We start from the raw sequence: 22,374 nt of genomic DNA on the forward strand, positions 1-22,374 counted from the left end.
CGGGACTCGACCATCACGAAAGCGAGCCCGTCGATGCGCAAGCTGGTGTACTACGTCGCCACCACTCTCGACGGCTTCATCGCCGGTCCGGACGGCGCCGATCCCAGCGGTCCCGGAGGCTTCTGGCCCCTGCCCGCCGACTACATCCAGCACATCGCGGCCCACTACCCGGAGACGCTGCCGGCCGGGGCCCGTGCCGCCCTGTCCGTCACCGCCGAGGGCACCCACTTCGACACCGTTCTGGAAGGGCGCCGCAGCTACGAGCTCGGACTTCGGGCCGGGGTCACCAACGCCTTCCCGCACCTGCGCCACCTGGTCTTCTCCCGCACCCTCACCGAGAGCCCCGACGCGGGCGTCGAGCTGGTCGCCGCCGGCCCGGTCCCGACGGTGCGTGACCTCAAGCGCCGTGCCGGCAAGGACATCTGGCTGGTCGGGGGCGCCGAGCTGGCCGGCGCGCTCTACCAGGAGATCGACCGGCTGGTCCTCAAGGTGGGCGCCCTGACCATCGGCGCCGGCATCCCCCTGTTCTCCGCCAGTGCCACCTTCCACCCGCGCGCGTGGCACCTCACCGACCACGTCGTGCTGGGCAGCGGTGCCGCCTTCCTCACTTACGACCGCCTGGCCGAAGGAAGCGCCGCCGAGTGAGGCCCCGCCGAGCCTTCCCCGGCGCGGCGGGACCGGACCGATGTCGAATCGGTCATCCTCCATCGCGGTGGCGGCGGCGGGCGTGCGAGTAGGCGACTGCACCGGCCAGAAGGCCGGCCACGGCGCCCAGCAGCGCGGTGCCGACCGCTGAGTCGATCGCTTCGTAATCGCTCGCGGACCAGCCCCAGAGCCAGCCGGCGCCCGCGCCGGCGGCCAGCCCGACGAACGGCCGGCTCGCCGGCCCCAGAGAGCTCACGTCCGTCGCCGGCCGATCAAGAGCAGGAAGGCCACACCGACGAGTATGAGCTCAGCGGCGGCCGGTCGGCTGTGCCGACCGGCCGCCGGATGGCTGTGCCGACCGGCCGCCGGATGGCTACCGAGACTCCGTCAGCGGCCGCAGGCCGCCCCGTTGAGGGTGATCAGCTCCGGCGCCGGGTTGGGGCCGCCCGGCGTGGTGGCGTTGAAACCGAAGTACACGGTCGCCCCCGGTTGGAGGCGCCGGTTCGCGGCGACGTTGCGGGCCGTCACCGTGGCGCCGGACTGCGCCGCCTCGGCCGACCACGCCTCGCGGACGCGCTGACCGCCGAGGAAGGCGAAGCGCACCGCCCAGCCGTCCACGACCGTGCTGCCGGTGTTGGTGACCGCCAGTTGCGCGGTGAACCCTCGTCCGTCCGCCCAGTCGCCGTAGTTGCTGTACGAGACCCGGCAGGACGCCGCCGGGACCGGTTCGCCGGCGCCCTGATCGGCCAGGAACGACGCCACCCAGGCCAGGGCCGAGTTCCAGTTGATGGCGACCTCGTTGGTGGCGTACGACTCGATGTCGTCGACGTAGCAGAACATCGGCTTGCAGCCGGAGAGCAGAGCCTTCGCGTACGGGTCGTCCAGCCCCGCGTTCGCGCCACCGGCCAGCGAGCCGGCCGGCGGATGCGGCAGCGCGGCGTCCTTCTCGTGGGCGTAGATCCGGGTGTGCTGGTTCTGGGACGCCTTCTCGCCCCAGCCGGTCACGTAGGACTGGTTCAGCGCGTTCCGGCCGAAGATGTAGTCGACACCCTGCACCGCCCCGTCGCGGTACTTCCCGGCGCCGGTCAGATCGAACGCGGTCGCCAGCACCTGGACGTTGTTGAGGACGTTGCTGTTGCCACCCCAGAAATAGCTGCCCGCGTTGCCCGGCATCGGCAGCCCGTACGCCTGGGCGCCGAGGGTGGCCAGATAGCCGTCGGCGGCGGTGACCACCGACTGGCGCACCCGCTGCCGGTCGGCGGACGGCAACGCGCTCGGCACGGTGGCCAGGTCGAGCCGGCCCAGCGCCGCGGTGTTGGCCCAGCCGAAGCCGGTCGCGGCGAAGACGTCGCCGGTGTGGTGCCTGGACGCCGTCACATCGGTCAGGAACGCCGCCTCGCCGGTGGTCAGATAGAGCTCGGCGGCGGCCCAGTAGAACTCGTCGGAGACGTCGTCGTCGCCGTACGAGCCGCCGCCCCCGCCCAGGTCCTGCGCCAGCTTGGCCGGGTTCGCCTTCGCCGCCGCGTACGCGGTGCGGGCCGAGGTCAGCAGCTTGGCCGAGAACGCCGCGTCGTACGGGGCGAACAGCCGCGCGCCCTGGGCCGCGGTGGCCGCCAGGTTCAGCGTGGCCGCCGTCGACGGCGGCTGCAGCTCCCGTTGCTCGGGGTCGTCCTCGGGCTGCATCGGCAGGCCGGTCCAGTTGGCGTCGTGGATCTTGTGGTGGGCCATGCCGGCGAACGGCCGGCCGGCCGGCACCTGCATGCGCATCAGGAATTCCAGCTCCCAGCGGGCCTCGTCGAGGATGTCGGGAACCTTGTTGCCGCGTTCGGGCACCCGCAGGGTGCTGTCGGCCAGGCCGGCGCCGCCGTCGGCGGTGACGGCGGTCTTGGTGCGTTCGAAACTGCTCAACAACTGCTGTACGGCGATACCGCCGTTCACCACGTACTTCCCATGATCTCCGGCGTCGTACCAGCCGCCGCGCACGTCGAGCCGGTAGTCGCAGGAACCGGCCCGGCACGGCACGCTGGTGTCGCCCTTGTTGGGGGCCACGCCGAGGTGACCGGCCGGCCGGGCGTACTGCTCGCCGACCAGGCCGCCGTCGATCGCGATGCCGCTGCGCTGAATGTAGAAGAACTGCAGGGCGTCCGAGCGCAGCCGCTGGTAGACGGTGCCGGAGATGTCGAACGGGTGGCTGGTCTGCCCGTCGGCGACGAGCGTGTAGCCGGTTCCGGCCGTGGTGTAGGCGGAGAAGTCGATGGTGTGGACGTTCTGGCCGGAGGCGGCGTCCACCCCGCGCGGCGTGCTGCGGCCCGACGTGGCCACGGCGCCGGCCGCGGTCTTGAGCTGCCAGTCCAGCGCCGCGGTGGCCTCGGTGACCAGCGTGGCGTTCTTCGGACCGGCCGGCAGGTAGCCGACCTGGTTGACCCGCACCCGTGGCCCGGTGTCCGGCACGTACGGCGGCTCTTCCTCACCGCCGATCAACGACACGTTGTCCAGGCACAGCCGGTACTCCGCGGCGGCGCCGCCGACCTGGAAGGCGACCTGGCCCGCGGCGGTGTCCTCGGTGGCGGTGAACGTGTATTCCAGGTGCTGGCGCTCGGCGGTCAGCGCGACGTCACGGCTGAAGTACGACGTGTACGGGTCGGCGCCGAGCTGGACGGTGGCCCGGACGCCGGCGGCGGGCGTGGCCGAGGCGTCGAACGACAGCGTGTACGACGATCCGGCCTTCAGCGCGACGTTGTTCTGCCCGATCCCGGCGTCCCAGGGGTTGGCCAGCCCGGCCGGCACGGTGGCGCACAGCTGCCCGTCCTCGACCCCGGTGGCCGTGGTGCCGTAGGAGTACCAGCCCGCGGTGCCGTCGGCGAAGTCGCCGTTCTCCAGCTGCTCGGGGCCGGCCGGCGGGACGGCGGCGTCACTGGTCAGCGACACGTCGTCGAGGCAGAAGGTGAAACCCTCGGAACGGCCGCCGAGCTGGAACGTCAGGGTGCCGCCGGGGGAGTCCAGGGTGGAGGTGAACGCGTACTCGAAGCTCTGGTCCTCGGTCGTCAGCGCCACGTCCCGCGACAGGGCAGCGGTGTAGGGCGCCTCATTGAGCTGGACATTCGCCCGTACGGTGGCCGGCGCGCTGGCGTGCGCGCGGAAGCTCAGCCGATAGGCGGCGCCATCGATCAGCGGGATGTCGTTGTGGCCGAGGCTGACATCCCACGGGTTGGCGGTGCCACCGGGAACGTCGGCGCAGAGCTGTCCACCGGCGCCGGACAGCGGGGCGTTGTCGGTGGACCACCAGCCGGTTGTCCCGGCGCTGAAGTCGCCGTTGGGGATGTGCTGCGTCGGTTCGGCCGACGCCGGCTGCCCGGACAGGCCCGTCAGCGCCACGGTGGCCACGACGGCGGCCGCGGTCAGCGCGGTGACCCGCTTACGCAGGTTTGAAGTCACGAAGGTTCCCTTCAGGCTTCGCGGAGCGGCGGGGGAGTGGGAGCGCTCCCAGAGGCGTCCATTGTCTCCAGCCTGTTACGGCCCGTCAATCGATCCGCGTGAATCGAGTGTGCCGGTGCCCGACCTGGACAGCCGTCGCGTGAGCCAGACCGTGAGAACGGCGCTGAGGATCATGTCGTAGCGACCGAGCAGCGCGACGAGCAGGTCAAGGAGGACGAAGAACGTGAGCAGGCCGGCCACCACGCGGATGCCGTCGGTTCCGTACGGCCCGGTGACGGCCAGGCGCGGTATCAGGAAGAGACCGATGGCCACGGGGAGCAGTGACAGCGCCACGCCGAGAGGCCAGGACAGCCCGGTCGACGGGACCGTGTAGGTCAGGACCCAGTGGGCGCCGGCGCCGGTGAAGGCGAGCAGTCCGAGCCCTCGGCGCGGTCGGCACGGTGGGGAGAGGGCCGGATGTCGCCGGCGGCCCACGAGGAAGGCCGCTGTCACGAGCGCGACGAGCAGAGCCGCCGCGGCCGCGAGGACGAGGGCCGGCGGGCGCTGGTCGAACTCGCCGTAGACCACCGGTGTCACGGCGAGCACCAGGCCGGCGGCGACAAGCCCCGGGCGGCCGGTCCACGGCCGGTCTCGCGCCCGGGGAACGAGCCACTCGACGACGAGAACCGGCGAGCAGATGCTGATCGCCGTGTGGAACACCGTGAGGTGACCGGCGAGCAGCACGTTGGTGTGCCACACGACGCTGTAGGCGCCGATGCCGGAGTCCTGCCAGAACTGGGGGAGGAACCAGTACCGGTCGACGAGCGCCTCCTCCCACACGCCGTACGCGGCGCCGAGCAGGACCAGCCCGGCGAACCCCAGCCCGAACCGGTGGGCGACCTCCCGGCAGATGAGCGCGCCGCATCCGTACAGGGCCACCATGAAAGCGAGGTTCCAGGGCAGCAGAAGCTCGAAGGGCGGACTGGAACCGGACAGGCCCTCACCGAAGAACGGCGCTGTGAAAAGGACGAGCAGGACCGGGCTGGTGACCGCTCGCCGCACCAGCCCGGGCCTGCTCCTGTCGACTGTCATGACGTCAACGTGCCCGACCCGTCACGGCGGCGCAGCCGTCCAAAGTCGTCCCGGCCGAAACCAAAGTCGACCCGACCGGTCCGCCCTCGGCGGTCTCGTACTGATCGCGGTGGACCTCGAGGGTGCGGCATTGCGTGATCCGGCTCACCGTCGCTGAACCACATAGACGTCTTCCCGTAGGGCCCTGCAACCAACCGACCGACGGCAAGCTACGGGGGTTCCCACATGCACAACGCATCAGCGCCGGACGTGAAACAGGCGGCAAACCGAACCGCGTCATGGGCCGGCGTCGTCTCGCTCGGTCTGGGTGTCTTCGCTCTGGTGATGGCCGAGTTCCTGCCGGCCAGCCTGCTCCCGGCCATCGCCGCCGACCTGGGCGTCAGCGAGGGCACCGCCGGTCAGGCGGTCACCATGACGGCCATCGGCGCGGGCCTGTCGGGCCTCTTCCTGCCGGCTCTGCTGCCCCGCACGGACAGGCGGCTGGTGCTGGTCGGGCTCACGACGGCGGCCATCGTCTCCGACGTGCTGGTGGCCATCGCCCCCAACCTGGCCGTCCTGTTGCCCGCGCGCCTGCTGATGGGCGTGAGTCTCGGCGGCTTCTGGGCCGTCGCGATCGCCATGTCGGCCCGCCTCGTGCCCAGTGACTACCTGGGCCGCGCCGTGACCGTGATCAACGCCGGCGTCTCGGTCGCCACGATCGCGGCCGTCCCGCTCGGCACCTGGCTCGGCGCGCTCTGGGGATGGCGCGGGGTGTTCCTGCTGGCCGCCGGGGTGGCCCTGGTCGCGCTGATCGTGCAGGCGGTGACCCTGCCGCGCTTCGTCCCGGACGCGGCGGGCAGCCTCCGGGTCCTGGTCGTGACGTTGCGGTCACGGCCGGTCCTGTTCGGACTGGGGTCGATCCTGGTGGTTGTCGCCGGTCACTTCACCGGCTTCACCTACATCCGCCCGGCCGCGGAGAGCGTGTCCGGTATCGACGCCGCCGGGCTGGCGGTGCTGCTGTTCGTCTACGGGATCGCCAACGTGGCGGGCACGGCAGCCAGCGGCGTGCTGGCCGACCGCGTCCTGCGTGCCGCCGCGCTGCTGTTTCCCGCGATGGTCGGCCTGGGCATGCTGACCATGATCCTCACTGGAGGCGGCCGGGCCGGCCTGTTCGTCGCCGCCGCGTTGTGGGGCTTCGGCTTCGGCGGCGTCCCGACCACGGCCCAGACCTGGGCCGCCCGGACCGACCCGGCACATCTCGAGCAACTGGGCGGGGTGACCGTGACAGTGTTCCAGGTCGCCATCGCCCTGGCCGCGGTCGGCGGCGGTCTGCTGGTGGACCACATCGGGGCGGGTTCCCCACTGGTCGCCGGCAGCATCGCCGCCATCGCCGGTGGGGCCCTTCTCACCAGCGCCCTACGGCCGACCGCCTGTTGAACGGCGGCCCGGGCGCCGGGCTCCCGAGAAAGGAAGCAGCGATGACAGAGGTCGACACCGTTGTGGTCGGAGGTGGCACAGCCGGCCTTGCCGCCGCCTGGCACCTGCGTGCGGCCGGTAAACGGTTCGTGGTGCTGGAGCGTGACGACCGTCCCGGCGACGTCTGGCGGCGGCGCTACGACTCACTCCGGTTGTTCACTCCGGCGCGGTTCTGCCGGCTGCCGGGACTGCCGTTCCCCCTCGATCCGCGGGCCCATCCCAGCGGCACCGAGATGGCGGACTATCTGAGCGAGTACGCGGAGCACTTCGCCATGCCCTTGCACACGGGCGTCAGGGTGCGCTCGCATACCGTCGCCGGTGGGCAGCACCGCATCACCGCTGACAATGGGACCGTCTTCGAGGCGGACTCGGTGATAGCGGCCACCGGGGCGTTCGGCGTTCCCATGATTCCGGCCTTCGCCGGTGATCTGAGTCCCGGCCCTCCGCAGATGCACTCCGCCGACTACCGGAACCCGGCGAACGTGCCGCCCGGGCCGGTGCTGATAGTGGGTGCGGGAACATCAGCCGGCGACATAGCCGTGGAGCTCGCCCGTGAGCACGAGGTGTGGATGGCCGGGCCCAGCACCGGCTCGGTGCCCGTCGCCCTTTCCCGCAGCCGGGTGTTGCAGCGTCTGGTGTTCAGCCGTCGGGTGCCGTCGGGTGCGCTGGGAGGGTTGGTGCGGGCCAAGGTCCGGCGGGCGGCGCCCTTGGTCTGGCAGTCGCCGGCGAGTCTGCGAGCCGCCGGCGTCCACCGGGTACCCCGAGTCGCCGGCACCCGGGACGGCCGGCCCCGCCTTGCCGACGGCCGCGTTCTCGATGTGGCCAGCGTCGTCTGGTGCACCGGGTACCGGCCCGGCTTCGGCTGGCTGACCCCGCGCGCTTTCGGTCCGGACGGCTGGCCCGCGCATCGGCGGGGAATCTCGGCGACCGTCCCCGGCCTGGGGTTCGTCGGACTGCCGTTCCAGAACACCTTCTCTTCGGGCCTCGTGTCCGGCATACCCACCGACGCCGCCGTGGTGGTGAACCGTCTCGCGCGGCACCGTAGCCGCTGACCGGCGGGCCCCGCCCTGGTACAGCTCGAGCTGCCCATGCCAGTCAAGCCCGGCGCGGCCGCTGAGGTCAGCGGCCGCGCCGGGCGTTGTCGTGTCCTGGTGTTGTCGGCCGGTGTCAGTCGCCGAGCAGCATGGCCGGGTCGCCGTCGAACCAGGCGTTGGCGATGTCGAGGTGCTGGATGCGCCACTGGGCGCCGTCGCGGCGCATGGTCGCGGTGTAGCGGTTCATCATCAGCGCGTGCCGGGTCACTGCCGGATCCGAGCCGACGCCGGGCTTGAAGTGCTGGGCCTGCGCGTAGGCGTACACCGTCGCGGTGTCCCCGTCGACGGCGGCCCGAACGTTGCTGATGGCGTGGCTGCTGTCCAGCGGCCCGACCGCCCCGATCAGGCTGGTGACCACGGTTTCGCGGGGCGTGAGCGGAGGGAAGTCGTAGCCGATGCGGCGCATCGCCGGGCCGAGGTCGACCGTGGCGTCCTCGGTGAGCGAGGACGCCAGCAGGTCGGCGTCGTTGAGGTCGAGTCCAGCGGTGTAGCGGTGCAGGGTGTCGATGATGGCGGCCTGGTCGGTCAGGGCGGCCAGGGCGGTGCGATCGGTGTCGGTCATGGTCTCAGTCCACCGGCCGGGCGCAGACGCGACGCCTACGAAACGTTGACGACCGGCCCCGCACCTGTGTCGGCACCGACGAGGGCTAGGGTCGTCGCGGACGGTCCACGTCACCGTCCGCGACGGGTACCTCGCCGCGTGGGAGACCTCAGGCGGCGCTGAGGGCGACCGCGTCCCGCACGGCGTTCAGGCCGTCCGCGTGCGCGACGATCGCCCGGTAGCCGAGTTCGTCGACGGCCTTGTCGGTGCGCAGCGTGCAGGTCTGCTCCAGGAACCAGCGCGCGGGAACGGGAACCACCTGGGCGGCGGTACCGGCGTCGATCTCCGGGATGGTGGCGTCGACTCCGTACATCGCGAAGATCGTCTCAAGGAACTCGCGGAGGGAGACGCGGTGCTGATCGGTGATGAAGTACGCGTGACCCGGCCGGCCGTGCAGCCATCCGCGGACGAGACCCTCGACCGCGTTGTCGACGAACGTGACGTCGGTGGTGTGCCGGCCGCCCTCGATCCAGGCGAACTCGCCGTTGCGGGCCGCCTGCACCAGACCTTCGACGAGGGAGCTCTCGGGCCCCCACACGAACCGGGGCCGGATCGAGACGGTGGCGAATCCCGGCGCGTTCGCGGCCAGGACCAGCGTTTCGGCTTCCGCTTTGGTCGCGCAGTACGCGGCTTCGGAGTCCGGCCGCAGTGGCGCGTTCTCGTCGACGTCGACGAGCGGCTCGCCGGCCAGAAGCGCGGACTCGCTGCCGCAGTGCACGAAACGGGTCACCCCGGCCTGCCGGGCCGCCTGCAGCGCGGCTCGAGTGCCGCCCACCGTCACCAGCTCCTGCTGGTCCCGGTCCGTCGTGATGTCGGTCTCCGCGGCCAGGTGGAACAGCACCTCGCTGCCCTCGACGCCGGCTCGCCAGGTTTCGGGGTCGGTCAGCTCGCCGCGTACCGGCTCCGCGCCCAGCGCGGCCACGACGTCGGCTGACGCCTTGCTGCGGACCAGGACCTTGACGGTGTGACCGTCGGCCAGCAGACGGGTGACCAGTCGCCGGCCGATGAAGCCGGAACCGCCCGTGATGAAGGTCTGTGCCATGTCGTTCTCCTCGGTGGTGGTGATCTCTGTACGGTTTCAGCACTCGCCGGCCGGAATCGCTTCCCTCCGGAAAATCCGAACTTCGACGGTCTGCGATAAGATTTCTGAATGGCTTCGTTGCGGGCGCTGGAGTGTCTGGTCGCGGTGGCGGACACCGGATCGATCACGGAGGCGGCCCGGTTGCTGCACTCGTCGCAGCCGGCGGTGTCCCAGCAGATCGCCGCGCTGGAACGCGAGACCCGCACGCCCCTGCTGCACCGCGAGTCACGTGGGGTGTCGCTCACGCCGGCCGGGCGCGCTGCCGTCACGGACGCTCGGCGGGCGATCGACGCGGCCGCGTCGGCGGTGCGCTCGGCCCGGGCCACGGGTGAGGCCAAGGGCGGAACGTTGCGCCTGGTCTGCGCTCAGAGCCTGACCGTGCCGCTGCTCGCCCCGGTGATTCGCGCGTGGCACCGGCATCACCCGCGGGTGGCCATCGGTCTCAAGGAGGCGGTCGTACCGGACGGCCTGTTCAGCCTTCTCGAAGGTGGGGAGGCCGACCTTCTGGTGCTGCCCGGCCCGGTGGACGGCCGTTACACCTCCACGGTCCTCGCCGAGGAGGAGATCGTGCTGACGGTGCCGAGAGACCATCGGCTGGCCGAGCGGCCATCGGTGGAACTCCCCGAGCTCGACGGCGAGGACCTGGTGCACTTCGCACCGGACAACGGCTTGAGCGCGTGGCTCGACCGGTCACTCGGCGCGGCCGGGGTCAGCCTGACGACGGTGCTGAGAACGGCGGTCACCTCGGCGGCGCCCCAGCTCGCGGCGGCCGGCCTCGGCATCGCGATAGGCCCGGTCAGTGCGGTCAGCGCGGGCTTCCCCGGCGTCGTCCGCTCCTTCTCGCCCCGGTGGGTTCGGCCGCTGGTCGCGGTGACGCCGGGCGAACCCGACCCGCTCGCCGCCCGCTTCATCGCCGACCTGCGTACTCGCGGTGTGCGGGTGCCCCGCGACGTGAGGAACCAACTCGAGGGCGGTTGACGACCTCGCGTGAGGCAGCGAGGCCTGGTTCGAGGCACTTACCCCTCAGCACTGAACGTCTCGGCGCCGGGGCCGTCGACCCGAACATGACAAACTTGCAGAACCAGTCCTCGGTCCGCACGCTGGTGCTCGACAAGGTCCGTTTCACGTACGTCGTCGACGGGGCCATGGCCTTCCCCGCCGCCGGTTTCTTCCCGTCCGTACCACCCGGCGAGTGGACACCCGATCTGCTGGACGAACGGGGCATGGTGCCGATGTCGGCCGGCGGTCTGCTGGTCGAAACCGGTGAGCGGCGACTGCTGATCGACGCCGGGCTGGGCCCGGTGCGGGGCGAGGCGGGTGGCGGCGTGGTCAATGGCGGATCGCTGCTCGACACGCTGAAGGATCTCGGCCACGACCCGTCGGCGATCGACCTGCTGGCGCTGACCCACCTGCACCCCGATCACGTGGGCTGGGCCGATTCCTTTCCTCGCCACGCGATCGCCGCGGCGGAGTGGCGGGCGGCGCCGGAAAAGGCGGTGCTGGCCGGCGCCGCCATGCTGGAGGACGGCGACGAGGTGATTCCTGGCGTACGCGCGATCGTCACTCCCGGCCACAGCCCGGGTCACACGTCCTATCTGATCACGGCCGGTGCCGACCGGCTGTTGTGCTTCGGTGACGCCTTCCACCACCCGTTGCAGTTGAACCATGTGGAGTGGGGCTCCGGCCCGGATTGGCAGGGCGGGAGTGTGCCGGCCGCCCGGCGGCGCCTGCTCGACGAGTTGCTGGTGCCGGGGACGGTTGGTTTCGCCTTCCACTTCGGCGACCAGCCCTTCGGCCGGGTCGCCCGGGCGGCCGACGGGACGATCACCTGGAATCCGCTGCCGAGCACCGTCCTCGCCGCCCCGCCGCGGCTGTTGGCCTGAGCCCCGCGGAGCCCCGGCGCGCCGGCCGAGACGCTCGCCGAGGTCGGGTTGCCTCCGAGACCGGAGGCAACCCTTTCACTATGCCGTCAGCTCGAGCATCGCCGCCCGTGTCGGCTCATCAGCGGGAACGTAGGTGAGGATGCGGCAGCCCGGCATCTCCGTCACCTCGAGACTCAGCGTGGTGAAGGCCAGGCGCCCCGCCGACGGATGCCGGAAGACACGGTGGCTCGTGGCCGGGGCAGCGACCTCGTGCCGGTCCCAGAGAATGGCGAACTCATCGCTGTGCGCGCGCAGATCGCTGACGAAAGCACGCCACCGAGGGTCGTGCAGATGCTCGGCGTACGCGGCGCGGAACATGGCGACCAGATGCGGGCCTTCGAATTCCCAATTCTCGACCCCCGCTCTGACCTGCGGATCGGTGAAGCTGCACCACATCAGGTTGCGGTGTCCGCACGGAACGTCGTACAGCGTTTCGATCAGGGTCTGCCAGGGCTGATTCCACACCAGCAGATCGAAGCGCTCGTTGATCAGGGTGGCCGGGATCGGATGCATGGCCGCCACCACCTCACGCACCGGGGCGGGGATCTCGGCGTGGGAGGCCCGGTCCGGCGGCAGCGCGGCCCGGGCGCCGGCGAGCCGGTAGAGGTGCTGATGTTCGGCCGGGTCGAGATGGAGCACCCGCGCCACCGCGTCGAGCACCTGGGTGCTCGCGTTGATCGGGCGGCCCTGTTCGAGCCAGGTGTACCAGGTCACGCCGACCCCGGCGAGCTGGGCGACCTCCTCGCGGCGCAATCCCGGCGTACGGCGGCGGCCGCCGACGGCGAGACCGACCTCGCCCGGAGTCACCCGCTCCCGGCGTACCCGCAGGAAGTCGGCCAGTTCGGCGCGCCGTGCCGTTCGCGGATCCGCGGTCGTCGACGTCATGACGCAACCTTCGCAGGGGGCCGCCGCCGGTGCCTGGTGCCGGTGATACCCGGATAACCAGGCTCCTGTCGCGCGGGCGGGCGCCGCCGGATGGTCGAAGCATGGACATTCACCATGCGACAACCCTACGACCGGCCCCGGGCGCGGCCCCGGCTCCGGAGCGCTCGCGCTGGGCGGCTCTGGCGCTCCTGGTGACCGGACTGTTCATGGTCTCGGCGGACGTGACCATCGTGAACGTCGCCCTGGGCGCGGTCCGGACGGATCTGCACGCCTCCGGCGCGGTGCTCGAACTCGTCGTCTCGGGGTACACCATCGCGTACGCCGTGTTGCTGATCACCGGTGCCCGCCTGGGCAACCTGCTCGGCGCCTCCCGGATGTTCGCCGGGGGCCTGGCACTGTTCGTGGCCGGCTCGCTCATCTGCGGTCTGGCTCCCACCACCTTGGTGCTCGTCATCGGGCGCTTCGTGCAGGGCATCGGCGCCGCCGCGACCGTTCCGCAGATTCTCAGCGTCGTTCAACAGCGGTTCCACGGCGCCGACCGGGCGCGGGCGCTCAGCGTGTACGGCGCCACCATGGCGTCCGGGATCATCGCCGGGCAGGTCCTCGGCGGTCTCATCGTCACGGCCGACATCGGCGGCCTGTCCTGGCGGCCCGCTTTCCTGCTCAATGTGCCGGTGGGCCTGGTCGTCCTGGCCCTGATCCCGCGTCACCTGCGGGGCGGCGGCACCTCCCGGGGGCGCCGGCTCGACGTGCCCGGTCTGGTCACCGGGTCGGCGGGAATCCTGTTGATCGTGCTGCCGCTCGTACTCGGCCGTGAGCAGGGCTGGCCGGCCTGGAGCTTCGCCGCGATCCTGGCCGGTGCGCTGGTGCTGGGCGGGTTCGTCGTCATCGAGCTCCGCGTCGCCGCGGGTGGCGGTGACCCGCTGCTCGATCTCCAGGTGCTCCGCTCACCGGGGATGGCGGCCGGCGTGGCCGCGCTGGCCGCCGGGATGATCGCGTACGGCGGCTTCCTGTTCACCGTCTCGCTGCACCTGCAGTCGGCGCTGGGGGACAGCGCCCTGCATGTCGGCTTGTTCTTCGCGCCCATGGCGGTCGCGTTCGGCGCGCTGGGCTATGCGTGGCGGCTGTTCCCGCCGACCTGGCACGCGTGGGTTCCGGTGGTGGGTGCGCCGACCGCCGGAGCCGGCTACCTGCTGACCGCGTGGGCCCTGCGCGGCGGCGGCCAGAGTCCGCTCGCTCTGGTGCCCGTCATGGTGCTGACCGGTGCGGCCACCGGGGTGAGCTTCAGTCCGCTGCTGACACAGAGCCTCGTTCAGGTTCCCGTCGACCGCGCCGCGGACGCCGGCGGGATCCTGGCCACGACACAGCAGCTCGCGCAGGTCATCGGCGTGACCGTGCTCGGTGGCTTCTACCTCGGCCGGGTGCAGGCCGGGCATCTGCCCGGTCCCGCGGTGGCCGGTGTGCTGGGCGGGTGTGCCCTGGTCGCCGCCCTCGGCGTCGGCGGCGGCGTGGCGCTCAGCCGGGTGGTGCGGCGGGCCGGCTGAGGCGACCGTCTCATTTTCCGGCGCGGTGAACAACCGCGTGGCCGTGCCGTCGTCCGCGCTGATGGCCCACAAGACGAGGGGAGACGAGAAGAGATGGATCTTTCCGATGCGGTGGCGGACGCGTATTTCGCCGGGTTGCGCCGCTTGTCCGAGGCGGTTGCGCCGCCCGTCAGCCGGCAGGGTGACCGTGGCGTGGAGCTGTTGCTCAGCGGCGTTCCCCTGTCGAGGCTCAACGGTGTCTTCCACCGCCGCCGCGAGACGGACCCGGGCGAGGTCGACCGGTTCGCGGCGACGGCGGCGCGGGCCGAGGTTCCCTGGACGATCCAGACCCGCGTCGAGCCGAGCCGGGCGACCCGTGAGATCGCCGCGAAGTGGGGGCGCACCGAACAGGAGCGCACCCCGACGATGGTGTGCCGTCCGGCGGATCTGACTTCGGCCGGCGACGAGGCCGCCGGCCTGACGGTCCGGGTGGTGGGGTCGGCCGGGCATGACGACTTCCTGACCGCGATGGCCGCCGGTTTCGAGATGCCGATGGAGGTCACCGCGGACATCATGCCGCCGCAGTTGCTGGATCTTTCGGGAGCGACGGCGTACGTCGGCTACGTCGCGGGCCGTCCGGTCGCCACCGCGTACGGCATCCGCGGCGGCGATCTCGTCGGCGTCATGAACGTCGCCACGGAGCCCGCCGCCCGGCGCCGTGGATACGGGCGCGCCCTCACCGAGCGGGTCGTCCGGGACGCGTTCGCCGACGGAGCCGTCGCGGCGTATCTGCACGCGTCGGACGAGGGCCTGTCGCTCTACCGCGCGATGGGCTTTCGCACCGTGGAGACCTGGACCTACTTCGTCTGAGCCGAGCGTGGCCCCGAAGCCGGCCGGCCCGTCAACGTTTCGTCTGCGCCACGTCGGCGCGACGCCGATCAACTGGAGTCATGGTGAATTCAATCGACAACGAATCGACCGCGGTCGGCGCCGCCGACGTCGCCGAACTGGCCCGGCGTGTCACGGGCCCGGTCCTGCTGCCCGGCCAGGAGGGCTACGCGGAGGAGTGCGCGATGTACAACGTGATCGTGCCCAACAATCCCGCTGTGGTCGTGGGCGCCACCGGACCGTCCGACATCCGGGCCGCGCTGGCGTTCGCGGAGGCCCACGAGCTCGCGGTGGCGGTCATGAACACCGGCCACAGCAGCGCCGTCGGCGGTGACCGCGTCCTGATGATCACGACGCGCCGGATGGACGAGGTCACCGTCGACCCGGCGGCGCGCCGGGCCCGGGCCGGCGGCGGCGCCCGCTGGCAGCAGGTCGTCGAGGCGGCGGCGCCGTACGGGCTCGCGCCGCTCAACGGCTCCTCGCCGCTCGTCGGCGTCGTCGGTTACACCCTCGGCGGCGGCCTGAGCGCCACCATGGGGCGTAGGTACGGCTGGGCCTCCGATCACGTCACCGCGCTGGACGTCGTCACCGCCGACGGAGAGGAGCGGCATGTGGACGCCGAGAACGAGCCGGACCTGTTCTGGGCGTTCCGCGGTTCGAAGAGCAACCTCGGCGTCGTCACGGCCATCGAGTTCGACCTCTTTCCCGTCACCCGGCTGCACGGCGGGGCGATCATCTTCCCGGGGGAGCACGCCGAGGCTGTGCTGCGGGCCTACGCGGATCTGACGGCTCAGGCCCCGAACGAGCTGACCACGTCCATCGCCTTCATGCGGATGCCCGACCTGCCGGTCTTCCCGGAGCCGCTGCGCGGCACCTTCACCGTGCACGTGCGAATCTCGTTCCTCGGATCGGCGGCCGACGGCGAGGCGCTGCTGAAGCCCTTGCGGGCCGCCGCGCCGGTCATGGTCGACACCGTCGCCGACATGCCCTATTCCGGCTTCGCCGCCATCTACTCCGACCCGGACAGCTCGGCCCCGTTCGCCGAGGGCACGCTGAGCCTGCCACCCCTGACCGCCGACCTGGTGACCCGGCTCATCGAGGAGATCGGGCCGAAGGCCGACGTGCCGGCGAACATCGTCGAGCTGCGTCATCTCGGTGGTGCGCTGCGGGACACCCCGGCCGGTGCCGGCGCGGCCGGGCTGCGGGAGGCGGAGTTCGTCCTCTGGATCGCCACGGCCGGTGGCCCCGAGCAGACCGAGCCCGCCGTGCGCTGGACGAGCGAGCTGTTCGCCGGCCTCGAACCCTGGGCGCTGGCCGGCAAGCACCTCAACTTCCTGGGTGAGGAAGGTCTCGACACCGAGGCCCTACGGGCGGCCTACCCGGCCCCGGTCTACCGCCGTCTGGCCCGGATCAAGGCGAACTACGACCCGTCCAACGTCTTCCGTCTCAACCACAACATCCTGCCGTCGGCCGGAGACATCGAACAGCAGTGAACTTCGCTGGTCGGCGTCCGATATTCTTCTCATGGTGCGCTTTACCCTCTTGGGGCCCGTGGGTCTCGTCACGGACGCCGGCGATGTTCCGCTGGGATCTCCGCAGCAGCGCGGGCTGCTGAGTCTGCTGCTGCTGCGGAAGACCCCGGTGCCGATCGACGACATCGTCGACGCACTCTGGGGTGACGACCCGCCGCCGTCGGCGCACGCCACCGTACGCACGTATGCCGCCCGTCTTCGGCAGTTGCTCGCCGCCGGTGGAGTGGAACTGCTCAGGTCGGCGAGCGGGTATCACCTCGTGCGGCACGGCGCCGGCCTCGACGTCGACGAATTCGACCGGTTCGCCGGCGAGGCGCGTGACGCCCGGCGTGCCGGTGACATCGCCGGAACGGCGGCGGCCCTGCGCCGGGCAGTGGCGCTGTGGTCCGGCCCGGCGCTCGGTGGGGTGAAGGCGGAGTTCGCCGCCGACCAGCGCACCCGGCTGGAGGAGTCGCGCCGTACCGCCTACGAGCAGTTGTTCGACGCGGAACTCACGCTCGGCCGGCATGAGGAGATCTGCACCGACCTGGGCGCGGCGGTCGCCGATCGGCCGCTGGACGAGCGCCTGACGGAATTGTGGATGACGGCGCTGTACCGCTCCGGCCGGACGGCCGAGGCACTTGGGGCCTTCCGGCGGTTGCGCACCGATCTCGCCGAGCAGTTGGGCATCGAGCCGGGTTCCGGCCCGCAGCGGCTGCATCAGCGGTTGCTGCGAGGTGAGGAGCCCGCCGGCGTTCCGAACGTGTCACTGGAGCCGCGGGCTGTTCGCCCGGATCAAATTCCTCCGGATGTACGGGACTTCACCGGCCGCCGCGCCGAGGTGGACCGGCTGCGCCGCATCCTCACCGAGGACAGTGTCCCGGTCGCCGGCATCACCGGTCTCGGCGGCTCCGGCAAGTCGACGCTGGCCGTGCACTTGGCGCATCTGCTGGCCGACCGTTTCCCCGACGGGCGGATGTACGTGGATCTGGGCACGCGCCTCGGCCGGACGGTCAGCGCCCACGACGCCCTCGCGACGTTGCTGCGGACGATCCAGCCCGGCATCTCGCTGCCCGAGACCACCGCGGAGCGCTCGGCACTGTGGCGCACGGTGACCTCGGGACGCCAGATGCTGGTGATCCTCGACGACGCGGGCGACAGCGCCCAGGTCGAGCCCCTGCTCCCGGGATGCGCTCTCATCGTCACGGCGGCCCGCCGGTTGCTGGAGTTGCCGGCCGTCGCCTGGCAGCGGCTGGGACCCCTCACCGAACTCGAATCTCTCCACCTGCTCGGCGAGATCGCCGGGCATCAACGGATCGCCGCCGAGCCGGACGTGGCCCGCGACCTGGTGGCGGCCTGCTCCGGTCACCCGTTGTCGGTCCGGGTCGCCGCGGCCCGCCTGCTCGACCGGCCGGCCTGGTCGGTCGCGCAGATCATGAGCCAACTGGCGGACGACCTGCGGCAGCCGGTCGTCATGCATGAGGACTGCAAGATCGTCGATGAGCCGATCCGCCGGGCGGAGGCCCGCCTGGACGGGGTCTCAGCCGGCGTCTTCCGCCTCGCGGCGCTGGCCGCTCCGCCCGTTCGCAGCGTCGACGAGGTGTGCGCCATGACGGGGCTGCCCCGGGCCCAGGCCCGGGCCGCCCTGGAAGACCTGGTCGATGCCCATCTGGTGGAGGCGGTCGATGTCGACACCTACCGCTACCCCGTGCTGATCCAGGCCTTTGCCCGCCGCCGCGCCGAGCAGGTCGAGGGCTCGGAACGCTGCCGCGAAGCGCTGGCCGGCCTCGCGCGCCCCCTCCTGCGAGTCGCGTGAGCGTCAGGTGGCGAAGGCCGCGCTGAGCTTTCCGGTACGGCTGCGGCGCAGCGCGAGCGGGCTCATGCCGTACCAGCGGCGGACCGCCCGGCTGAGCGAGGACTGATCGGTCAGCCCGACCATCGGCGCCACCCGGCCGAGTGGTGCGGTGGTGGCGGTGATCAAGTGGTAGGCGGTGTCCTTGCGGACCTCGTCCCGGAGTTCGCCGAAGGTCGTTCCCGCCTCGGACAGCCGCCGCTCCACGGTCCGGGGATGCGTTCGCAACTGGCGGGCGACGTCCAGCAGGGTGGCCTGGCCGCCGCCTATCGACTTTCCCAGCAGGCGTACCACCTGGTCCTCGATGGGTGGCTCGGGAAAGGGCACATGCTGACCCAGGTACTCGCGCAGCGCCTCCCGGACGAACGGATCGGCTCCGGCGACCGGCAGGCCGCCGCTGGTCCGCGTGAGGCGCAGGGCGCTGCCCGGACGGCCGAAATGGGTCTCCACCCCGTAGAACTCGCGGTACCGGTTCGGTGCGGCCGGCGGCTGATGGGCCAGGTGGACGGCGACCAGGCCGTACTCGCCTCCCGACAGCAACTGCAGAACGCGGTGCAGCAAGCCCAGCGACAGATCGGCCACCTGCGGCAGCAACGGCCCGATCAAGCAGTCGAAGCGGAGGGCCCGGAGCTCCGCCCGCTCGGCCACCGACTCATCGGTCACCGCGAGGGACGGGCTGTGCATGAACAGGAAACGGGTGATGGAGTCGATGGCGTCGCCGAGCGTCAGCGAATGCTGAATGACCGGAGCGAGCCGGCCGAGCACCGCGAGATCCTGCCGGGCCGCGAGCCGCAGCCCCAGGTCCGGGCAATGAAGGTCGGCCGCGAACGTTTCCAGCAACTCGCCGGTCACCCGCGCGCTCACCAGCTCGTCGGTCGTGTTCAGCACGGCGGGCGCCATGTCGAAACGGCCGAACATGGCACTCGCGTCACCGCCGATCTCCCGCACGAGTTCCGGCAGGCCACGAAGGGCCGCGGCACGAACCATCACGCTCATGTCGTCCTCGGTCAAATTCTTGTCGCCCACGGTCAAGGCCGGGGCCGCTCCTGAACAGCACGCTTGTCGCATGCTGCTGCACTCCGACGGTCCGGCTTCGAACGATACGCCGCCGGCTCCGCCTTCTGACGATCGCGCCGCCGCGGTCGTGCCTGAGCGGCGACGCCCCGCCCCGGACCGATCGGCGCCCGCCTCCGACCTCATGCGCTGCCCGATCGGTTCACCGGCCTGGTGAAAGGACCGCTTCGGCTCCTTGACACGCGTCGTGGCGGTGCGAATGACGCTCTCAGCAACTTTCGAAGCGCACGCCGGCCCCGCCGGCGGGGCCGGCATGAACCAGGCGAACAGAACCGCTCGGAGCAGCCGGCCGAGTCGGCCGGTCACCGGAACGCCGTAGAGGCGCCCACCCGCTCGGCGCCGTGCTCCCGGCCGTCTCGCGCGAACCGCTCGGCGATCGCCGCGGCGGTCTCCACACCCGCGAACCCGCCGCCGATGACGACCACCGATCCGGTCAGCCACCGCTCGCGCTCGCCGCCGTCCGGCGCCACACCGACCTGACGGCCGGCCGGCTGGTACTGGCCGAACGCCGAGGCCGGTCGACCTTCCTGATCATGTGGGTGCGTGACGGCCCGCTGGTCAGCTGTTTCTCCGCGAACGGCCGGTCCGGCTGTCCGGCGACCGTGACACCGCGCCTCCCGCCCCCCGCGGCGGGCCGAGCCTCGCTCCGGGACGTCGACTGGTCGGGTTCCGGGCGCGGGCGGTATGCGCTGGCGTCCGGCCAGGTGGGCTCCGGCGTGACCGGCGTCGACGTCGTCCTGCCGGACGGCCGGTCGGTCCAGGCGACTGTCGGCAACGGCTGGTGGGCGGCGTGGTGGCCGGGGGAGGAGACCGCCGATGTCCGGATCGTCGCACGGTGAGACACCAATCACCCGGCATGCGCTCGAACGGAGATGACAAGCCGCCGTCGTCCGGCGGAAGGCGCCAGTACGGCGCTGACCGCGGAAGGGGCTGTCATGGAACACGTAGTCGGGAAACGTCGAGGCCGAGCAGTCGTCATCGGCGGTTCGCTGGCCGGCCTGTTGGCCGCCCGGGTGCTGAGTGACACGTACGAGAAAGTCCTGGTGTTCGACCGGGACGAACTTCCGGCCTCTGCCGTGCCGCGCCGCGGCGTGCCGCAGGGCCGTCAGGCGCACGGGATGCTGGCCGGCGGGGCACTGGCGATCGGCGCGCTGATCGACGGCTTCACGCCGGACTTGGTCTCGGCCGGCGCCGTGGTGGGGGATGCCGCCGCCGACATCCAGTGGTACCTGGACGGTCATCCGATCCTGGCGCACCGGTCGGGTCTGCCGACGGTCATGGGCAGTCGCGCTCTGGTCGAGCACGTCGTGCGGCGGCGGGTGGCCGCCATCGCCAACGTCGAGGTCATCGGTTCGACCGAGGTGACCGGACTGCGTACCGCCGCCGACGGGTCGGGGGTGACCGGTGTGTGGCTGGCCCAGCCGGACCGGCTGGTGGACGCCGACCTGGTGGTCGACGCGGGCGGTCGTGGTTCCCGCAGCCCGGTGTGGCTCGGGCGGCTGGGCCTGCCCACTGTTCGCGAGGAGACGGTGGAGCTCGGGCTGAGCTCGGTCTCGCGCCATTTCCGGAGCCGTGGCCGCCATCTGGGCGGCCGCCTCGGCGGAAACTCACCGGCTCACCCCGGGCAACCGCACAGCGGTCTGGTGCTGGCCGAGGAGAACGACACCTGGGTCGTCTCGATGAACGGGTGGTTCGGCGAGACGCCGCCGACCGATCTGGCCGGGATGCTGGCCTACGCCGGGACTCTCGACAATCCCGACATCGCGGAGATCATCCGGGACGCGGAGCCGATCGGGGAGCCGGCGCTGATCCGGTTCCCCCATGCGGTGCGACGCCATTACACGGAACTGGCCGGGATGCCCGAGGGCTACCTGGTGATGGGAGACGCGTTGTGTTCCCTGAGCTACGTCTACGGCCAGGGGATGACCGTGGCGGCGCTGCAGGCGCGAGCGCTCGCCGACGTTCTCGGCGCCGGCCCGGACCTGGTCGCCGCCCGGTTCTTCGCCGCGGCCGACGCCGTGCTGGACGGGCCCTGGGCCGCGGCGACGTCGAACGATCTTCGTTTTCCGCAGGCGGTGGGCGCTCGCCCGCCGATCGACCCGGCGCGGGCCGCCTATCTCGCTGAGGTTCGTGCGGCCACGGCCACCGACGTGGAGGTCGCGCGAGCGTTCATCCGGGTGTTCCACCTCGTCGACCCGGGGTCCGCTCTGGCCGCTCCGGAGATCGCGGCCCGGCTCCGGCCGCAGGTGGGTGCGGAGCTGTGAACGACGCCGCCGGCATGCCGAGAGTGAGCGAGATCTTCGTCGCCGTATCGGACGGTCGCCGCCGGGCGGCGCTGCGGGATCTGGCGAGCCGGGGCCCGGTGAACCGGGTGATCCTGCCTGGAGGCCGGCCGGCCTGGCTCGTCACCGGCAACGCCGAGGCCCGCAGCACGCTGACCGACACCCGGGCGCGTGACCTTGGAGCGAGGCGGTGTCGTCGATGTCGCGTCGGAATACGCGTATCCGTTGCCGTTCCGCGTCATCTGCGCGCTGCTCGGTGTCTCCTGGCACGCCGAGGAGCGCCTCGGTGACTGGTTCACCGTTCTGGCCGCCGGCTCGGTGAACTCGGTCGCGGTGTTCGCCGAGGCCTCCGGCACCATGCTGAGCTTCCTCCGGGAGACGATCGGGGCCAAGCGGCGGGAGCCCGGGGACGACCTCATCACCGCCTTGATCCAGGCCCGTGACGGAGACGACCGGCTGACCGAGGACGAGCTCGTCTCCATGATGTACGTCCTGTTCATAGCCGGGCACGAGACCACGGCCAGCCTGATCACCAACAGCGTTCTCGCCCTGCTCCGCAATCCGGGTCAGCTGGCGCTGGTCCACGAGCGTCGCGACCTCATCGATGCCACGGTCGAGGAGACCTTGCGGTACGACGGCGTCGTGCAGGCCACCATGCCGGCCGTCGCCACCGAGACGTTCACTCTCGGCGGTCAGCTCGTCCAGCAGGGCGACGTGGTGGCCGTCTCGCCCCTGACCGCGAGCTTCGCCACCGGGGCCGAGCCGGACCGTTTCGACGTCACCCGCGAGGCACCCCACCTGGGGTTCGGGCATGGCATCCACTACTGCATAGGTGCACCCCTGGCCCGGCTGGAGGCGCGCATCGCGCTACGGCATCTGATCGAGTGGCTCCCCGCCGTCCAGCTCGAGGACGACAACCTGGAACGCCTGCCGTCGATCATGTTCAACCGGCTCGCCGCCCTGCGGATCCATATGCGGGAGCGTTCGTGACAGGCGCGACCTCCCGGGCGACCGGCTCGGCCGCGGCGGTGTGATGCGAAGTTCACCGGTGACGG

The 22,374-nt window shown here is 71.6% G+C and carries 20 protein-coding genes; 12 read left to right on the forward strand and 8 right to left on the reverse strand.

Features of this window, described 5'->3' with window-relative positions; genetic code table 11:
• Nucleotides 1–33: 33 nt before the first annotated feature.
• A complete protein-coding gene (locus ACGFJ7_RS40680; protein ID WP_360256929.1) occupies nt 34–645 on the forward strand; it encodes a dihydrofolate reductase family protein in 612 nt (203 codons plus the stop codon).
• Between the two features lie 52 nt (nt 646–697).
• Here ACGFJ7_RS40680 and ACGFJ7_RS40685 read toward each other — a convergent pair whose 3' ends face one another.
• From ACGFJ7_RS40685 to ACGFJ7_RS40695, 3 genes are all read right to left on the reverse strand, one after another.
• Nucleotides 698–901 (reverse strand): hypothetical protein, encoded by a 204-nt coding sequence (locus tag ACGFJ7_RS40685; RefSeq protein ID WP_392647324.1) that lies wholly within the window; start codon nt 899–901, stop codon nt 698–700.
• A gap of 131 nt (nt 902–1,032) precedes the next feature.
• On the reverse strand, nt 1,033–4,080 hold the full coding sequence (locus ACGFJ7_RS40690; RefSeq protein ID WP_392647325.1) for a glycoside hydrolase family 9 protein: 3,048 nt from the start codon (nt 4,078–4,080) through the stop codon (nt 1,033–1,035).
• A gap of 75 nt (nt 4,081–4,155) precedes the next feature.
• Nucleotides 4,156–5,151: a hypothetical protein gene (locus ACGFJ7_RS40695; RefSeq protein ID WP_360256923.1), complete on the reverse strand. Its 996-nt coding sequence runs from the start codon at nt 5,149–5,151 to the stop codon at nt 4,156–4,158.
• Nucleotides 5,152–5,376: 225 nt separating this feature from the next.
• Here ACGFJ7_RS40695 and ACGFJ7_RS40700 point away from each other — a divergent pair, with 225 nt between their 5' ends.
• Together ACGFJ7_RS40700 and ACGFJ7_RS40705 are read left to right on the forward strand one after the other, a co-directional pair.
• Complete coding sequence (locus tag ACGFJ7_RS40700) at nt 5,377–6,567, forward strand: MFS transporter (protein WP_392647327.1); 1,191 nt, start codon at nt 5,377–5,379, stop codon at nt 6,565–6,567.
• A 41-nt stretch (nt 6,568–6,608) separates the two neighbouring features.
• Nucleotides 6,609–7,658: a flavin-containing monooxygenase gene (locus ACGFJ7_RS40705; RefSeq protein WP_392647329.1), complete on the forward strand. Its 1,050-nt coding sequence runs from the start codon at nt 6,609–6,611 to the stop codon at nt 7,656–7,658.
• 115 nt (nt 7,659–7,773) lie between these two features.
• Here ACGFJ7_RS40705 and ACGFJ7_RS40710 read toward each other — a convergent pair whose 3' ends face one another.
• Together ACGFJ7_RS40710 and ACGFJ7_RS40715 are read right to left on the reverse strand one after the other, a co-directional pair.
• The gene (locus tag ACGFJ7_RS40710) at nt 7,774–8,262 is read right to left on the reverse strand and encodes a nuclear transport factor 2 family protein (RefSeq protein WP_392647331.1); all 489 of its coding nucleotides are present in this window, start codon (nt 8,260–8,262) and stop codon (nt 7,774–7,776) included.
• Nucleotides 8,263–8,410: 148 nt separating this feature from the next.
• Nucleotides 8,411–9,343, reverse strand: a complete 933-nt coding sequence (locus ACGFJ7_RS40715; protein WP_392647332.1) for an NAD-dependent epimerase/dehydratase family protein — start codon at nt 9,341–9,343, stop codon at nt 8,411–8,413.
• Between the two features lie 108 nt (nt 9,344–9,451).
• Between ACGFJ7_RS40715 and ACGFJ7_RS40720 the strand changes: the two genes are divergently transcribed.
• Nucleotides 9,452–10,360, forward strand: coding sequence for a LysR family transcriptional regulator (locus tag ACGFJ7_RS40720; RefSeq protein ID WP_392647334.1), 909 nt, complete (start codon nt 9,452–9,454; stop codon nt 10,358–10,360).
• Nucleotides 10,361–10,446: 86 nt separating this feature from the next.
• A complete protein-coding gene (locus ACGFJ7_RS40725) occupies nt 10,447–11,265 on the forward strand; it encodes an MBL fold metallo-hydrolase (RefSeq protein WP_392647336.1) in 819 nt (272 codons plus the stop codon).
• A 78-nt stretch (nt 11,266–11,343) separates the two neighbouring features.
• Here ACGFJ7_RS40725 and ACGFJ7_RS40730 read toward each other — a convergent pair whose 3' ends face one another.
• Complete coding sequence (locus tag ACGFJ7_RS40730) at nt 11,344–12,189, reverse strand: helix-turn-helix transcriptional regulator (RefSeq protein WP_392647339.1); 846 nt, start codon at nt 12,187–12,189, stop codon at nt 11,344–11,346.
• 101 nt (nt 12,190–12,290) lie between these two features.
• On the opposite strand from ACGFJ7_RS40730, the gene ACGFJ7_RS40735 reads away from it, so the two are divergent.
• The 4 genes from ACGFJ7_RS40735 to ACGFJ7_RS40750 all read left to right on the forward strand — a co-directional run bounded on the left by ACGFJ7_RS40735 (nt 12,291) and on the right by ACGFJ7_RS40750 (nt 17,927).
• Entirely contained in the window at nt 12,291–13,733 is a 1,443-nt protein-coding gene (locus ACGFJ7_RS40735; protein ID WP_392647340.1) for an MFS transporter, read from the forward strand.
• Between the two features lie 93 nt (nt 13,734–13,826).
• Nucleotides 13,827–14,582 carry a GNAT family N-acetyltransferase gene (locus ACGFJ7_RS40740; protein ID WP_392647341.1) on the forward strand — a complete coding sequence of 252 codons (756 nt, stop codon included), beginning with the start codon at nt 13,827–13,829 and terminating at the stop codon, nt 14,580–14,582.
• Between the two features lie 80 nt (nt 14,583–14,662).
• Nucleotides 14,663–16,093 carry an FAD-binding oxidoreductase gene (locus tag ACGFJ7_RS40745; RefSeq protein WP_392647343.1) on the forward strand — a complete coding sequence of 477 codons (1,431 nt, stop codon included), beginning with the start codon at nt 14,663–14,665 and terminating at the stop codon, nt 16,091–16,093.
• 58 nt (nt 16,094–16,151) lie between these two features.
• Nucleotides 16,152–17,927, forward strand: a complete 1,776-nt coding sequence (locus ACGFJ7_RS40750; RefSeq protein ID WP_360256898.1) for a BTAD domain-containing putative transcriptional regulator — start codon at nt 16,152–16,154, stop codon at nt 17,925–17,927.
• Between the two features lie 3 nt (nt 17,928–17,930).
• Here the strand turns inward: ACGFJ7_RS40750 and ACGFJ7_RS40755 are convergent, their stop codons facing one another.
• Complete coding sequence (locus ACGFJ7_RS40755) at nt 17,931–18,989, reverse strand: AraC family transcriptional regulator ligand-binding domain-containing protein (RefSeq protein WP_392647491.1); 1,059 nt, start codon at nt 18,987–18,989, stop codon at nt 17,931–17,933.
• 350 nt (nt 18,990–19,339) lie between these two features.
• On the reverse strand, nt 19,340–19,507 hold the full coding sequence (locus ACGFJ7_RS40760) for a hypothetical protein (RefSeq protein ID WP_392647346.1): 168 nt from the start codon (nt 19,505–19,507) through the stop codon (nt 19,340–19,342).
• A 63-nt stretch (nt 19,508–19,570) separates the two neighbouring features.
• Between ACGFJ7_RS40760 and ACGFJ7_RS40765 the strand changes: the two genes are divergently transcribed.
• The 3 genes from ACGFJ7_RS40765 (at nt 19,571) to ACGFJ7_RS40775 (ending at nt 22,309) form a co-directional block, all read left to right on the forward strand.
• On the forward strand, nt 19,571–19,876 hold the full coding sequence (locus tag ACGFJ7_RS40765) for a hypothetical protein (protein ID WP_392647349.1): 306 nt from the start codon (nt 19,571–19,573) through the stop codon (nt 19,874–19,876).
• Between the two features lie 96 nt (nt 19,877–19,972).
• Nucleotides 19,973–21,301, forward strand: coding sequence for an FAD-dependent oxidoreductase (locus tag ACGFJ7_RS40770; protein ID WP_392647350.1), 1,329 nt, complete (start codon nt 19,973–19,975; stop codon nt 21,299–21,301).
• A 189-nt stretch (nt 21,302–21,490) separates the two neighbouring features.
• Nucleotides 21,491–22,309, forward strand: coding sequence for a cytochrome P450 (locus ACGFJ7_RS40775; protein ID WP_392647352.1), 819 nt, complete (start codon nt 21,491–21,493; stop codon nt 22,307–22,309).
• Nucleotides 22,310–22,374: the final 65 nt, after the last annotated feature.

The organism is Actinoplanes sp. NPDC048988 (genome assembly GCF_043197815.1).
Lineage (GTDB): Bacteria > Actinomycetota > Actinomycetes > Mycobacteriales > Micromonosporaceae > Actinoplanes.

Excerpts from the sequence above, each read along its gene's own strand:
- ACGFJ7_RS40680 (WP_360256929.1), top strand. The coding sequence starts at position 34 with ATGCGCAAGCTGGTGTACTACGTCGCCACCACTCTCGACGGCTTCATC.
- ACGFJ7_RS40695 (WP_360256923.1), bottom strand. The coding sequence starts at position 5,151 with ATGACAGTCGACAGGAGCAGGCCCGGGCTGGTGCGGCGAGCGGTCACC.
- ACGFJ7_RS40700 (WP_392647327.1), top strand. The coding sequence starts at position 5,377 with ATGCACAACGCATCAGCGCCGGACGTGAAACAGGCGGCAAACCGAACC.
- ACGFJ7_RS40705 (WP_392647329.1), top strand. The coding sequence starts at position 6,609 with ATGACAGAGGTCGACACCGTTGTGGTCGGAGGTGGCACAGCCGGCCTT.
- ACGFJ7_RS40710 (WP_392647331.1), bottom strand. The coding sequence starts at position 8,262 with ATGACCGACACCGATCGCACCGCCCTGGCCGCCCTGACCGACCAGGCC.
- ACGFJ7_RS40715 (WP_392647332.1), bottom strand. The coding sequence starts at position 9,343 with ATGGCACAGACCTTCATCACGGGCGGTTCCGGCTTCATCGGCCGGCGA.
- ACGFJ7_RS40720 (WP_392647334.1), top strand. The coding sequence starts at position 9,452 with ATGGCTTCGTTGCGGGCGCTGGAGTGTCTGGTCGCGGTGGCGGACACC.
- ACGFJ7_RS40725 (WP_392647336.1), top strand. The coding sequence starts at position 10,447 with ATGACAAACTTGCAGAACCAGTCCTCGGTCCGCACGCTGGTGCTCGAC.
- ACGFJ7_RS40730 (WP_392647339.1), bottom strand. The coding sequence starts at position 12,189 with ATGACGTCGACGACCGCGGATCCGCGAACGGCACGGCGCGCCGAACTG.
- ACGFJ7_RS40735 (WP_392647340.1), top strand. The coding sequence starts at position 12,291 with ATGGACATTCACCATGCGACAACCCTACGACCGGCCCCGGGCGCGGCC.
- ACGFJ7_RS40740 (WP_392647341.1), top strand. The coding sequence starts at position 13,827 with ATGGATCTTTCCGATGCGGTGGCGGACGCGTATTTCGCCGGGTTGCGC.
- ACGFJ7_RS40745 (WP_392647343.1), top strand. The coding sequence starts at position 14,663 with ATGGTGAATTCAATCGACAACGAATCGACCGCGGTCGGCGCCGCCGAC.
- ACGFJ7_RS40765 (WP_392647349.1), top strand. The coding sequence starts at position 19,571 with ATGTGGGTGCGTGACGGCCCGCTGGTCAGCTGTTTCTCCGCGAACGGC.
- ACGFJ7_RS40770 (WP_392647350.1), top strand. The coding sequence starts at position 19,973 with ATGGAACACGTAGTCGGGAAACGTCGAGGCCGAGCAGTCGTCATCGGC.